This is a genomic window from Leifsonia psychrotolerans, from assembly GCF_013410665.1.
GTDB lineage: Bacteria > Actinomycetota > Actinomycetes > Actinomycetales > Microbacteriaceae > Cryobacterium > Cryobacterium psychrotolerans_A.
The window spans coordinates 293484-307422 of record NZ_JACCFM010000001.1 but is presented as its reverse complement, the minus strand read 5'-3'; the positions used below and the strand labels follow the sequence as shown (position 1 = coordinate 307422).

Here is a 13939-nt window from a genome sequence, read left to right as displayed (position 1 = left end):
CGCACTCATGTTCTCGGCGAGCGCATAACCGAGTGCGCACTCACAGTCTCGCGGCGACTTGTGACAGTCACCCCTATGGACACTCCTCGTGAGCCACACGGCCACCCGATGATTCAGCGACAGAGAGCTCCATAAAGCATTCCTTGCACTGCGCTACTGCGAGCCTCTCGCAGGCGCATTCATAGCACACGGGGCATTTCGCCACACCGCAGGTCAGGCAAACGCCAATCTCCGCCGTCCAGAGAAATACCTCTCCACACCGATTTGAGCTGCACTCTCGTTCTTCAGGCATCCACGACGCTGTACCAAACCTGTATGTCGGTGTCACTACAGCGAACCCGACGGTCCCGCTGTAGTCGAGCGCCATATCAATGTTCAGGTCGTTCCGGCTGTTTCCAGTGGAGTACCTCAGTCCTGATTCGGCAGTACCATGCGAGTGCCCACCTCGCTCAGACGCGATTTGGAAGAGTCGTGAGAAGTCCTCCTGGAATGAGCCGAATGGGGCGACGAAGAGGTTGTCGCTATTAGACCGTGCGAACAGGACTTGCCCACGCTCATCAAGCTGCACCACCATGGCCTCGGTGCTGGGCGGCGCAACTTCGATGGCTTTCATGCATGCCGCAGCTCGCGAAGCGGCAGAGCCGTTGTACAGCTCAGCCACAAACTTTGCAGTAAGTGTGCTCCCAAGTAGGTGCTCAATAGCTTTGTCCGGGAAGAGCACTGCAGAGGCAAACGTGTCGCTAACTCGCTCTTCCAAGAGGCGCGCCTCGAAGTTAGGAAGTTCCGCCAGAACACCCATCGCCCACTCATCGTCATGCTGCTGTAAGTGATGCCCATATTCGTGAAGAACCGTGAAATTGTCGCGTCCGTCGACTGCAGAACGGTGCAAGGTAATTGTTGGTGGACTGTCGTGGTAGTAACCGGCTAGCTCGCAATTGGAGTTCACTGTCGCCGAATATCGAAGCGCTATGTGGGCGCAGTCCTCAAGCGCGGTTACAGGGGCACTGCTCAATTCGGAAAGCGTGACGTCCTCGTGAGCTTCGACCTGTTCAATGAGGTGCCGCGCGATGAGCTGCAGGTTCTCCAGTCTCCGCCATTCTTGAAGGTTTGAAAGCTCAGTCACCGTCACGGGATGCCTCCAGGAGCCGGATGACGGTGTCCTCGACCAAGGTCTTGCGAAGCTCACCCAGTGAGTTTGAGCGGGCGGCCAAAGCGAACTCGCCTCGCACCCTATTTCGGGCCTCTCGCTCAGTCATCGACAAGTTTGAAGCCAGCTCAAGGAGGTCTGACTTGAATCGTGGTTCGGAGAGCTCATGCGTGTTGGTGTCGTCCGGCGCGGAGACGAGCTCTTCTCTCGCTACCTTGAAATGAGCGCTCAGCTTGTTGAGGACCGCTTCGCCTAGTGGTTCGTCGCCACGCCACGTTCGAAGTGCGACCGATGTTGGGAGGTCGCTGACCGTTCGAAATTCACGTGCATTGACACCAATTTGCTCGAGCGCCGAACGGTTCAAGACTGCCTCGCCCATTTCAACACTGGGCCATTCGATGAAGCACAAGGATTGGAATTTCCTAAGGGCTGAATCGAGTACCTCACCCACTTCCCTGGCGAATGCTTGAGTACCTACGCGAAGAGGTGGCTGTTCAGTTGAATATGCAGCGTTGCGGACGCGAGCCGTGTCGCTCTCGCTGAGCGCTACGCCAAGATTCCGGTGGAAAAGGAAGCGTCCTAGTCCGGTCTCTGCCCTGTGTAGGAGGGTGAGTTCGGTGCCGAGGACGCTCGCTGGTAGCAGCATCTCATCTTCAGTGGCGTGGCCTGCCCCGAGCATTACAGGCATTCCCAGAACGTAGTCCGGGGATAGCGCCGTGACGAGAACCAGAGCGTGAGCGTGGCCGTTCCAAGACAGAAGCCATATCTCCCCCAGTTGAGGAAGCGACATGGGCTCGCGACACCATGCCGCGCGCGCAGCGTCGCTGAGGCCGGCAGGAGCTACGTCGAGCTCGAAGTCGTTCATGATTTCCATTCAAGTGGTTAAAGCAAAGTCGATTAGCTTATGGGTTTCGTTCGAGGAAGTCGAATACTCGTCTCGTCACGACATCTGCAAAGACGGTGGGCGCGTCCATGGCACAGGTGCGGCGCGTCCCTTGCTATCCGTATTTGAGCTTGTCCCAGAATGCAAGAAGCTCGCTCTTAGGTGTCGGCTGCAGATGGCCGTAGTAATCGCAGTTAAGTTCATTCGAGAACTCAGCGCGACCGACCGAATGCTTGAACCGCTCACCATAGACTCCCGGCTTGGTGAGATTGCAGCTGGGGTCGGCCTCGCTGCGGAGCGTTACTCCCTCGACGTGTGGCGTCGTCGTTGACCGGCCGAGGGCAAGTACATACCTTGACTGAACTTCGACCACTGCGCCCCGCCTCTTCGCCTGATGCGCGTCCCCACTTGGAAGAATATGTGGGGAAAACCCATACACGTCGGCGGGTACAGGGTCGTCGTTGAGCATCTGGGCAGCCTATCGGTGGCCGTGGAAATGGAGTGGATGTGAGACACAAATCTCTGAATTCAAATTCATCAGTTAGCTCTAACCGCGCGCACGAACCGACAGAGGAAGACCGCGCAGGCTGACGTCGCGCCGATAAGAGTGCTTATGTCCGACTCCCCGACTCTCCCTCAGGAGCTGCGCGGATGCGAGCCGGGCGTCACTTTGCGGTGATTGGTCGGCTTCTTCAAGCCCGACACCAGCGCCAGGTGGTTCATCCATTTGCTGAGGGCGTCGCGCTCCGTCGCCGCCCACACTGTCGTGTGCTCGCACGTGCATTCCACGCGATAGATGCGATGGGCAGCACCGTGCTTGGTGGAGTCCTTGGCAACGAACCGGGGCGGCGGATTGACGTGTTCCGGCGCGGCCTCGCGCAGTGACTCCCACGTGGGCAATTTACTGGGCAATCCGGCTCCTTTTGAATCTCGAATCGGGAATCAGCCACCAGCCTGATGCGCGGCGCGAGCTTCCGACCACCAGAAGCCTCCCACACCGCACGGCCCGCCTTCTAGTCGGAGTAACGCCTGAACCTCGGCGTGTCGTAGGTATGTTCGATTACCCCGTGCTGGAACATGAGACAAATACCCGGAAGGAAGGAAGAACATGCCCAATTACAATGTCTACAAACGAGGCGACGAATGGGTCGGCGAACGCGATGACGCCACCCGCGTCTCGGTAATCGCAAGCACTCAGGCCGAAGCATACGACGCCACTCGTGGCATCCTCGCTCGCCAAGGCGGCGGGGAAATCTCGCTCCACGGCCGCGACGGAGCGATTCGTGACAAAAACACCATCGCGCCCGGAAACGACCCCCGCAACATCAAGGGTTAGAAATGCCAGTTGCGGCCAACTCACGGGGAAGAGAGTTGGCCGCAACTGACTCCGCTTTGGGCTTAGGTCTGAGCACGACCCTGAGCTCAGCAGTACGACCGACCTCTGGCTGCATCGCACGCAACCCCAACCCGGCAGGTCAGCGCTTCGGCAAAGGTCTCACTCAGCCGGCAACAGCCGCAATCCGGCTCGGCGACCAAATCTTGTTCGCCAAGTCGAGGAGCAATTCACGACGCTCTTGCTGCTCCGCCCGACCAAACGATTCGTACGAACGGAACGGCAGTCCTTCACGCGCACGAAACGCATCGAATTGCGGCTGATGCGCATACGCGGAAGCGGTGAGACTCGCCGCATACAAGTTCTGCTTCGCATAGTGCGGAGCCTTCTCCTCGAACGACTTGGCCTGATAGCTCCGGTTCACATCTGCTGGCAGCAGCAGCAGCCCGGCCGCGTTGTTCCGCCAGTCATCGAACTCGAGTCGGGAGGAGAATTCGGTTTCGTATCGCTCGGACTTGTCGGCCCAGATGTGCTCGATGTCGCTCGGGTTCTTGACCTTGCGGTCGACATACTTGTCGAAGAGGTCCGGCTTCCCCGAATTGGACTCCACGAAGGACGTCACACGCGCCAGCAGATGGAAGATGTATCTGCGGCTGAACTGGTTTAGTCGCAGGTCCATGACTCCGTGACGGCCGCGACTCTCGCTGCCTTCAAAGGTGGCGTCACTGTCCGACAGGCGGTCAGTGAGAAGTCCGACAAGTTCGTGCAAGGGCTTGCGCCGAATTTCTTTGACGAGGAGGTACATTGCGTAACTCGTGGTGGAGTATCCGACGCGAATATAGTTCACAGTTCGCCGCATTAGCCAGATGTCCAAGAAGGTGGCGACGGCGGCAATCTTCTGCCGGACCGTGGTCTCGTCGTCGCTCGGGTCAAGCGCCGCGAGCAGCACGGTGCTCTGCCAGGTGAAATCGTTGTGGGCGTTGTAATAGACAGCCTCCAGTCCCGGCGTGTACTGCGTGCTCGCCTGGAGGATGAGCTGATAGGCATTTGCGAAGAAGGGCAGTTCCTCGGTCATCACCTCGAAGTTTCGCTGGGCCTGCCCGGTTCCGATTCGAAATTCGTTGTCTCGAATCCATCGGTGAAAAGTCGTACCGATGAGTTCCCAGTCCCGGTCGACCGAGCCCGCCTTCCGTTCTCGCACGGAGTCAGCGTACTGGGCACGAAGCCACGCCTTTATCGCTGCAGCATCCCGCTCGGCGTCTGGCTCCTCGCCCCACGAGGCGAGGCCGAGAATGGTTTTCCGCCAGGTCGCGTTGGCGCTGTTTCGCAGTTCCTCATCGCCAATGGGCGCGAGCAGGTAGGCCTTGAGCATGTCCACGGGGCTGAGCGGCTTGCCGCGGTCGTTCATCGTCTCGAAAATTCCGTAGGCCTGGGAATCGTTCGCTGCTGAAATCTCAATCAGCCCAACGTTGTTCATGACCCAATAAATGAATCCTTGAAGTGCGTCGCCCAGTTCCCCGGCAAGGTCGAGACTCTCGATGTCCTCGTAACGAGCGAGGATATTGCCAATGGACTCATCCTTGCCGGTGGCGTTGTACTCGTCACCGTTGAAGAGCGCCCGAAGGACAGGAACGCGTTCCTTGATATCTAGGTTGAACTGCTGCTCGCCGAAGCTGTCGGAGAAAATAAGTGGCTCAATCGTCGCCGCGACATTCAGCTCGAACACTTTTGCCACTCGGTAGAGGTGAATCATCAGCAATGTCAGCGACGTGACGCGCTGTTGGCCATCGACGAGGTAGCTTTTCCCGGAGCGCTCGGTCACGATGATTGAGCCGAGGAAGTATTCGCCGTAGCCGCTGACGGCCTTCGGCGTGTCTCCGTCGCGATACTCTCCCCAAAAACGCGCGAGCAAATCCGACACGAGTTCCTCGATGTGTCGCTGCTCCCACTTGTACTCGCGCTGGTACTCATCGATGGCAAACGAGCGGCTCTGCAGCAGCTGCGTCACGGACCGATAGTGCGGGGTAATACTGCTCACGTCTAGAGCCTTTCATCCATTCGAAGAGAGAATCGTGTGTCGCCGCCGTAAATTATGCAGCGACCGCCGCAATGACCTCAGCCTGCTTGAGCACCACCAGCGTCGCGCTCTCCTGCATGTCCGGCGGATAGCCGTGCCGGCGCAACAACCGTTTGATAGTCGCCCGGAGCTTTGCTCTCACTTGCTCCTTCACGGCCCAGTCGGTCTTCGCGTCACGGCGCACAATCTCGACTAGGTCGTGGGCGATGAGTTTGAGCTTGTCGTCGCCGAGCTCGACGACCGCGGAGTCGTTGGTGCGGATGGCGTCGTAGAACGCGAGCTCGTCTTCTGTGAGACCGAGCTGCTGCGCACGGTTGGCTTCCGCAGTCAACTTCTGCGCCAGGTCGGCGAGGGCGGCAATAATTTGAGCGGAGTCAAGCGTTCGGTTCTGGTACCGCAACAGCGAGTCGGAGAGCATCTCGGAGAACTGCTTGCTCGCGACCAGATTGCGCTGGGCAATGCGCTTGATTTCGTCGTTCAGCAGGCGGCGCAGCATCTCCAGCTGGAGGTTCTTCCGGTCGGACTTCTTGAACTTCTCGATGAAATCATCGTCGATGAGGGAGAGGTCGGGCTTGTCTAGGCCGGCCTCCTCGTAGATGTCGATGACGCCGACGCCGGTCATCGCGTCGGAGACGATTTGCCGGATGGCGGTATCGACCTCGGCATTCGGATTGACCCGCCTGTCGCCACCCTCGACCTTGGCCATCTGGGCGCGCACGGCCTCGAAGAAAGCCGCGTCGCCCTTGAGCGCCTCGGCCTCGTCCGTTCCCGCACACATCGCGTAGAGCCGCACAAAGCGGCCAGCGTGTACCAGGAAGCGGTGCTTCAAGCACGGGGTGTCTGCGCCGCACTCCCTACCGGCCTCAACGTGCGAAGAAAGCAGGTACTCGACGGCCCCGGTCAGGGCGTTGAGGAACGCTTTCGCTCCCCCTGCGGCCAGGCCGCGGCGCCAGGGGTAGCCGTGCAGAATCGTGTCGACGACGCCATGGGCTTCGACCATGCCCGGGATGGCCTGCTGGCGCAGGTCCTCGCCAAGCTCCTCGTTCTCCCGGTCGCGGTCGGTGTACTCCTGGAGCGCCGACTTCAGGTCTTCCGCGATGCCGAGGTAGTCCACGACCAGCCCGGCCGGCTTGTCCTTGAATGTGCGGTTGACCCGGGCGATGGCCTGCATCAGGTTTGCCCCGCGCATCGGCTTGTCGACGTACATAGTGTGCGTCGACGGGGAGTCGAACCCGGTGAGCCACATGTCCCGCACGATGACCAGCTCGAGCTTGTCCTTCGGGTTCTTCGCCCGCTGCTTCAAATCGCGCAACGCCTGCTTCGAGCGGATGTGCGGCTGCAACGCTTGGTCGTCAGCAGCCGACCCGGTCATCACGACCTTCAGCTTCCCGGTCGCGTCGTCGTCGCTGACCCAGTCTGGGCGGAGCTCAGCAATGGCGTCGTAGAGAGCAGCAGCGATGCGGCGCGACATCGTCACAATCATCGCCTTGCCCGCGAGCACCTCCCGGCGGGCCTCCCAATGGGTGACGAGGTCCGAGGCAAGCTCGGCGATGCGCTTGTCGGAGCCGACGATGGCTTCCACCTTCGCCCACTTCGACTTCAGTCGGTCCTTGGCGTCCTCCTCGGAGCCGGATGTCGCGTCGAGGAATGCCTCGTCGACCTCAGCGAGCGCGTCCACGGGCAGCTGCACCCGGGCCAGGCGCGCCTCGTAGTAGACCTTAACAGTTGCCCCGTCGGCGACGGCCTGCGTGAGGTCGTAGGTGTCGATGTAATCGCCGAAGACGCTCTTCGTGGACTTGTCCGTCGATTCAATGGGTGTTCCAGTGAAGCCGATGTAGGTGGCGTTCGGCAGCCCGTCGCGCAGGTGCCGGGCGAACCCGTCGATGAAGTCGTAGTTGGAGCGGTGAGCCTCGTCCACCATCACAACAATGTTGGTGCGGTCCGAGAGCAGCGGAAACGCGGTGCCGGCGTCCTTCTCGTCCTTGGAGATGCCGAACTTCTGAATCGTCGAGAAGATAATTCCGCCCGACGCCCGCCCCCCCAGTAGGCGCTTCAGCTCGTCCCGAGAGCCGACCTGCACCGGTGACTCCGGGAGCGGCGCGCCGATGCGGGCGGCGGCGAAGGTGTCGTCGAAGAGCTGGTCGTCAAGGTCATTGCGGTCGGTAAGTACGACCACGGTCGGGTTCTCCATCCGCGCATCTCGCATGATTTTGGCGGCGTACCAGAGCATCTCATAGCTCTTGCCGGAACCTTGCGTGTGCCAAACCACTCCAGCACGTCCGTCACCCTCGACGGCTTCTACCGTTGCGGTGACCGCCTTGTTTACTGCCCAGAACTGGTGGTATTTCGCGACGAACCGCACGAGTTTGCCCGCATCACCGGTGTAGACGGTGAAGTTCTGCACCAGGTCGAGTAGCCGAGTAGGGTCGAGCATGCCTTTTGTGAGAACTTCATACTCTGGCATCACCGGCGGGGCAAGCTCACCGTAGACAGTCTTCCACGGGGCGAAGTGCTCCCAGTTGCCGGCGAACGTGCCCGCACGAGCCTGGACGCCATCGCTGATTACAGCGAGCTGATTCCAAGTAAACAGGTCCGGGATGTCGTGCATGTAGGTGCGCACCTGGTTGAAGGCGCCCCTCAGCGATGACGCCTCGTTCCCTGCACGCTTCAGCTCAAGTAACGCGAGCGGAAGACCGTTGACGAACAGCACGATATCGGGGCGCCGCTTCGACTTTCCGACAACGGTGAACTGGTTCACCGCCAGAAAATCATTTGCGAGCGGGTTGGCCCAGTCGACAATTTGTGCGCGTGCCGTGCGAGGCGTGCCGTCTGCATCCCGTACCTCTACCGGTACGCCCTGAGTTATGAGTTGGAACGCACGCCAGTTCTCCGTCATCACCTGCTGCGATTCAGGCCGGACCACGGTCTTCACCGCGTTGTCAACTGCATCCGAGTCAAGTTCTGGGTTCAGCCGCCGGATGCTTCGCGCTAGTCGTTCCTGCAAAACTACTTCGCGAAATTCTGCCCGCTCGGGGCAATCAGAGTCGGGGTCGATATCAGGGCCACACGCAACCGTCCACCCCAACCCACGCAACTCGTCGAGTACAAGCTCCTCAAGCTCGGCCTCTGTTGGAATCATGCCCATTCGAGCCCCTCTGCCCCTGGTCCCATCGAATCGTCTACCCAGATACCGCCGGACAGCAACAACGGCAAGAGTTCAGCGCGAGTTCGCCGAAGCCGCTGCGCTTCACTTATGCACGTAGCAAGCTGCTCTCGAATGGGTGTCGCTATTCGATTAAACTCAGCAATCACCGCTGCATTAGGTGGCGTGATTGGGGCTGCCGCGATTACCTTTGCGTTCATGTGCTTTTGAACTGAGCCCGTCATCGCGCCAGCGGCATACTCCGCAAAAGCAGAGGATTTGAGAAACCCGAAGAGATAGAGCGACATCTCGTCTCGATGCGGTTTCAGCCTAACAAGATATGAAGCAAAAACAGCATCGACATCTCGCTCAACCATTGCAGATTTGCCTGGGTCCGCCATCCGCGCCACAAGCAAATCGCCTCGGTTGAGTCGGTATTTGCTTAGCGCTACCGCATCAATCTGACAGAACGGTACTTTCTCCCATTCGACCCAGTTCTGCTTGTTTATGTCAGTGACGCGCAGCATTTGAACGCCTGTTTCCGCGCTAGTGGCAGGTGCGGTGTGGCCGTATTGAGTCGTACAAAAATCCGCAAGGGTCAATTTAGCGACGGGAGTCGCGACATCAGTGCAGAGCTTCGTCCAAATGCTATGAAACAACTCATCCATTGTCGAAGCGAGCTGCTCATTGACGTTGACGAGTTCATCAATTGCACCCAAAACTCGGGCAATCCGCTTCTGTTCGCTCAGCGGAGGCAATGGAATTCGCAGGTTTTGCAAATGCGCTTTCGTCAACGCCCTCCGTGTCGCCCCGGCCTCTGACAAGCTGTTGAGCTGCCCTTTGATATCAGGAGAGAGTAAAGCCGCCTTAAGATAGCGCGGTTCAAGCCTTTCCTTATCTGCCCGCACAATAGCTACGTGCTGACTTACTCGTGCAGGCAGAGCCTTTGGGTCCACGAGTGACGTCCGAGTTACAGACTCGCCCGTGATACAGACAAGCACGTCGTCAGTATCAACTCGCACTCCGTCAAGGGCTTTGGCTGCGGATTCGGTAATCCGAGCGAGTCCGTCGAATGAAAACTCGTTGTCATGGACATTTTGTGAGCGGATAAATGCCGTTCCGTCGGTGTTGTATACGTTCTTACCACCTCGAGGAGTAGCACCACTACCTACCTTTGTAGTGAGTTCATAGAGCGGAACGAGTGGCCAGTTACTCGACATCGCTGGCCTCAAGTGAGGCAAGCGCCGCCAGTACATCTGCTTGCAGCTTCGCGCGCGATTCAAACGAAATGCGCGCTTCGGCCGATAGCCGTGCAATTTTCTTGTCGATGGGCTCGTGGTCTTCTTCGACAGCTTCACTACCGACATAACGGCCAGGGGTAAGGATATGCCCCTGATTGGCAATCTTGTCTAGAGTGACGCTGGCACAAAAGCCCGGTACGTCCTCATAAGCGCTTTCGCCTGGCTCGCCCCGCCACGAGTGGTATGTATTAGCGATTAGTGCAAGGTCGACGTCCGTAAGCTCCTTGTTAGTCCGGGACACCATAGTCCCCAGCTGGCGGGCATCGATAAAGAGAACCTCGCCCTTGCGCTCGCGTTGGGACCGTTCGCTGCTGACTTCCTGGCCTCCCTTGTCCTTGGTTAGGAACCAGAGACACACGGGAATTTGTGTAGTGAAGAAAAGCTGGCCCGGTAGGGACACGATGCACTCGACAAGGTCGCTCTCGACCAGGTCTTTTCGAATTTCACCTTCGCCGCCAGTCTGGCTGGAAAGGGACCCGTTTGCGAGCACGGTCGCCATCGTGCCCGTCGGCTTCAGATGGTGCAGCATATGCTGAATCCAGGCAAAGTTCGCATTATTTGCGGGAGGGTTACCGTGCTGCCAGCGCACATCTCCGGCGAGCTTTTCGGCACCCCAGTTCTTGATGTTGAATGGCGGGTTGGCTATGACGAAGTCGGCACGCAGGTCGGGGTGCTGGTCGTTCGTGAAGGAGTCACCCCACTGCGGGCCAAGATTCGCTTCGATTCCTCGGAGGGCGAGGTTCATCTTGGCGAGCCGCCACGTGGTCGGGTTCATCTCCTGGCCGAATACGCTGATGTCGTTGCGCACACCGTCGTGAGCGTTCACGAACCGGTCGGCCTGCACAAACATGCCACCAGAACCACAGGCAGGGTCGTAGACGCGGCCGTTGAATGGTTCGAGCATATCCACCATGAGCTTCACGACACTGCGCGGTGTGAAGAACTCCCCGCCCAGTTTTCCTTCGGCGTTGGCGAACTTGGACAGCATGTACTCGAAGACGCGGCCGAGAACGTCTAGGCTCTCGTGTTCTTCAGCTGCCAGATTCTCGTTTGAGAAAAGGTCGATGAGACCGCCGAGCATCTGCGGGGTGAGTTCACGACGTGCATAGTTCTTCGGGAGAACACCTTTAAGAGTTGGGTTCTCTTTTTCAATGGCTTCCATGGCATCGTCGATGCGAGTACCGATGTCGGACTGCTTTGCGGCTTTGCGTAGGTCTTCCCAGCGGTTGCTTTCCGGAATCCAGAAGATTCCTTCACCCGTGTACTCGTCGCGGTCTTCCAGGAGCTGCTCGAGGGCGGCATCCGTGGGCGCAAAATAGTCGCTGCTTTCGTCGGCAGCGAGACGCTCAAGTTCGGAGTGACGCTTCTCGAACACATCCGAGACGTACTTGAGGAAGATAAGTCCGAGGACGACGTGCTTGTACTCTGCGGCGTCCATGTTGGAGCGGAGCTGGTTAGCTGCCTCCCACAGTGCATCCTCAAGGCTCGCTGCTGCGGTTTTCTTTGTCTTGCCGGCCAACGGAGAGCTCCTTCAACGGCCGAGCGTGTTGTGGGTCACGTGATGAATGCAGCCCGGCCTCTGATTCACCCTAGTGAGTCAATCAGCCGCCACTGACATGACGCGGCCCATCCGTCGAATGGAACCTCTTGCGCCGCTCCGCTAATACCCGCCACGTGAGTTATGTCGGAGGCGACAGGTACGGTTCAGCCACACGAGAGGACTTCCAATGCTGCAAGCCAAGTGCACAGTGTGTCACCAAACTGCGACCGTGAGCTCGACCGAAGTGATGACCGCCCATGGAAGAGGAGGGCTCCGTTGCTCCGGGACGGGTAGCCAGCCTGGGCAGATGGTTGAGCGAAGCATCCGAGCGGTCGCGAGCCCACTCATCTCGACTCCCCAAATCGCCCCTTCCCCGCTACGAAGAATGGTCCCGGTGTCCCGACGGAGCGAGCCACGGCGCACATATCCAGGCGCCCTGCGTTCAAAGCCGGTCGTTCGGACATCAGTCGTTCGGAGGCCTGTCAAAAAGAGCGAGCGGGCCTTGCAGCGCGAGAAAGCGTTGGAGTCGCGGCGTCAGGCGGCCGCGGAGTCGCAGCTGAAGTACGAGGCCGACATGGCCGCGCGCAAGCAGGCGAATCTTGAGCGCGGAAGAGTCCCGAAACGAAAGTCAGTATCAGACCCAAAGAAACGAAAATGGGTTCGCGCTGTCATCAGCGGGGGTTCGCCTGGCCTCGGGAAGAGATAGCACTTCACAATTTTGCTTCAGCTTGAGCTCACTGCCCGGGGCGGGCTCATCGGGAGGAGCTGCCTAACAACGACCTCGACGGTGGCCTCGATGGCGACCGAAGTGTCGTCGGGGATAGCGAACGGGACGGCCAGCAGACCGTGCTGAATGCCGACGAGCACGACGGCGAAGATGCCTGGTGAATCATCGGAAGAGTAAAGAAGGCTGCCCTCGTAAACCGTGAAGTACTCGGGCGGGAGGCGTTCGTTGACGCCATGCACAACGGCTCCTGCCGCGTGAGTTCCGCTTGCACTGACGTTCTCCGTCATTAGTCAGCCTCGTAAACGGCCGTGACCATGTTGGAAACGAGCTCGTAGCTGAGCTCGACGATTCGGGTGAGTTCCGTTGTGCAGTACCGAGTTCGTGGCAGCGACGCGAAGACTTCGCTGGTCCAGGGCGTTCGATGGTGGAGCCGCACGACCTCAACATCCCACCGCTCGCCAACGGCGGGTGCGTTCAACGGCCGCACAGTCATCGGCTCCCCGTTCAGGTGAGCGCCCTGTCCCTCGGGCGCATAGCGGGTCACGGTCGTGAAGGGTTCACCCGTGTCAGGGTTGAGCACAGTCGCGAGGAGGATTCGCGTGCCAGAGCGCGTAGTCAGCAACCAGATTCCACACCGGCTGAGCGGAACAGTGGGCAAAGCAACATCACTGGTGCCGGGGGCCCGGTCAGCTTGCTCCGTCATTTCTACTGCTCGGTGCTGGGTTTCTGCGGCTGGTCGTTGTCGCTGCGCTCTATGCGCACGATGGTGCTGGTTTGGTGCCAGTAGTAGTCGGTGAAGAAATCGTCGGAGAGCATTGTCCAACGCCCAACTTCCCCGACCCTGCATGCGTCGAGGGTGCGCAGCGGCCGCTCAACGTCGTTGATGCTGGTCGTTCGCCCGGGGGCTGGGCGACGACGCACTGTCCCCCTGTCGAGGTTCATGAAGTGAGTGGTACCCGCGAAAGTGGTGATGACCCACATACCTCCCTCCTGCCCGGTGAGTTCCGAAACAGTTTCCGGGGTGAGGTCTCCGCCCCCGTCGGAGTGGCTGGTGTCTGCTGTCATGCGCATGAAGCTACTGTTCTGCGCGCAGTACGTCACCACTCCGACGGGTCCTTGTCATTGAGTCGGTTGTTCTCGTTCCGTGCTGTGTGCGGCGAGGAGGTCACTGAGTTGCTGGTGCCGTCGGGCGGGTAACGTGTGCGTCTTCAGCTGCCGCAGTTGTCGTCCGAGCCACCGTGCCAGCGCGAACTCACTGGCATCCTTGGCATGCAGACGCGGGAGGTGACCTGTCGCCTCCCGATGCGCCGCACATCCGGCAAGGCTCGCTTCCCATTGCGCGTCGTGTGGGTCCCAGCTGAACGCCGGCGACACGTCAAGACGGATGCGCTGGTAGCCGCAGAGCCGGTCGTCGAAACGCCGCTGGTGCCGTGCCCACTCACCGAGCCGCCTCTCGTCCGCGGGCAGCCTCGCGCGGTCGCGAGTATTCTCCCGTGCCGAACGCCCTGTGCTCCGCCAGAATTCCTCGTAACGGTGCAGCGTCCCAGCCCAGTTCGCCGCGCGTTTGGTTCCGTTGTCCCTCTCGGGTTCGTTTCCACCCGCGATGGCTTCGTCTGCGACTGCGCACTGTGCCGACTTGTCGCCCACGTCCCCGAGCTCCGCTGGCTGGTCGTGCATGCTCGACGCCTGCCAAAGCTCACGAGCGCGCTGGTGGAGTGCCGCCGGGTCGGTTCTTTCATTCATACTGCCGCCTGTTCTGGCCGCACGAATTGCGGCCTCACTGCAGCTA

The 13939-nt window shown here is 59.6% G+C and carries 13 protein-coding genes; 1 reads left to right on the top strand and 12 read right to left on the bottom strand.

From position 1 onward, the window contains the following. Nucleotides 1–73: 73 nt before the first annotated feature. The 4 genes from HNR05_RS01420 to HNR05_RS01405 all read right to left on the bottom strand — a co-directional run bounded on the left by HNR05_RS01420 (nt 74) and on the right by HNR05_RS01405 (nt 2942). The gene (locus tag HNR05_RS01420) at nt 74–1129 is read right to left on the bottom strand and encodes an ImmA/IrrE family metallo-endopeptidase (RefSeq protein ID WP_179577395.1); all 1056 of its coding nucleotides are present in this window, start codon (nt 1127–1129) and stop codon (nt 74–76) included. Next, a complete protein-coding gene (locus HNR05_RS01415; protein ID WP_179577394.1) occupies nt 1116–2012 on the bottom strand; it encodes a hypothetical protein in 897 nt (298 codons plus the stop codon). Before HNR05_RS01415 ends, HNR05_RS01420 begins: the two co-directional genes overlap by 14 nt. A gap of 133 nt (nt 2013–2145) precedes the next feature. Next, nucleotides 2146–2499 carry a hypothetical protein gene (locus tag HNR05_RS01410; protein ID WP_179577393.1) on the bottom strand — a complete coding sequence of 118 codons (354 nt, stop codon included), beginning with the start codon at nt 2497–2499 and terminating at the stop codon, nt 2146–2148. Nucleotides 2500–2666: 167 nt separating this feature from the next. Further along, the gene (locus tag HNR05_RS01405) at nt 2667–2942 is read right to left on the bottom strand and encodes a hypothetical protein (protein ID WP_179577392.1); all 276 of its coding nucleotides are present in this window, start codon (nt 2940–2942) and stop codon (nt 2667–2669) included. A gap of 196 nt (nt 2943–3138) precedes the next feature. Between HNR05_RS01405 and HNR05_RS01400 the strand changes: the two genes are divergently transcribed. Next, nucleotides 3139–3366 (top strand): DUF2188 domain-containing protein, encoded by a 228-nt coding sequence (locus HNR05_RS01400; RefSeq protein ID WP_179577391.1) that lies wholly within the window; start codon nt 3139–3141, stop codon nt 3364–3366. Nucleotides 3367–3529: 163 nt separating this feature from the next. On the opposite strand, the gene HNR05_RS01395 is transcribed toward HNR05_RS01400, so the two are convergent. From HNR05_RS01395 to HNR05_RS01360, 8 genes are all read right to left on the bottom strand, one after another. After that, nucleotides 3530–5401: a GmrSD restriction endonuclease domain-containing protein gene (locus tag HNR05_RS01395; protein WP_179577390.1), complete on the bottom strand. Its 1872-nt coding sequence runs from the start codon at nt 5399–5401 to the stop codon at nt 3530–3532. A gap of 52 nt (nt 5402–5453) precedes the next feature. Further along, nucleotides 5454–8579 (bottom strand): type I restriction endonuclease subunit R, encoded by a 3126-nt coding sequence (locus tag HNR05_RS01390; RefSeq protein ID WP_246318322.1) that lies wholly within the window; start codon nt 8577–8579, stop codon nt 5454–5456. Next, the gene (locus HNR05_RS01385) at nt 8576–9802 is read right to left on the bottom strand and encodes a restriction endonuclease subunit S (RefSeq protein ID WP_179577388.1); all 1227 of its coding nucleotides are present in this window, start codon (nt 9800–9802) and stop codon (nt 8576–8578) included. The genes HNR05_RS01390 and HNR05_RS01385 overlap by 4 nt, the downstream gene beginning before the upstream one ends. Then, entirely contained in the window at nt 9792–11402 is a 1611-nt protein-coding gene (locus HNR05_RS01380) for a class I SAM-dependent DNA methyltransferase (RefSeq protein ID WP_246318321.1), read from the bottom strand. Before HNR05_RS01380 ends, HNR05_RS01385 begins: the two co-directional genes overlap by 11 nt. Nucleotides 11403–12146: 744 nt before the next feature. Further along, the gene (locus tag HNR05_RS01375; RefSeq protein WP_179577387.1) at nt 12147–12437 is read right to left on the bottom strand and encodes a hypothetical protein; all 291 of its coding nucleotides are present in this window, start codon (nt 12435–12437) and stop codon (nt 12147–12149) included. After that, on the bottom strand, nt 12437–12853 hold the full coding sequence (locus tag HNR05_RS01370; RefSeq protein WP_179577386.1) for a hypothetical protein: 417 nt from the start codon (nt 12851–12853) through the stop codon (nt 12437–12439). The genes HNR05_RS01375 and HNR05_RS01370 overlap by 1 nt, the downstream gene beginning before the upstream one ends. Before the next feature lie 2 nt (nt 12854–12855). Next, on the bottom strand, nt 12856–13215 hold the full coding sequence (locus HNR05_RS01365) for a hypothetical protein (protein WP_179577385.1): 360 nt from the start codon (nt 13213–13215) through the stop codon (nt 12856–12858). 54 nt (nt 13216–13269) lie between these two features. Beyond that, nucleotides 13270–13893 (bottom strand): helicase associated domain-containing protein, encoded by a 624-nt coding sequence (locus HNR05_RS01360; RefSeq protein ID WP_179577384.1) that lies wholly within the window; start codon nt 13891–13893, stop codon nt 13270–13272. Nucleotides 13894–13939: the final 46 nt, after the last annotated feature.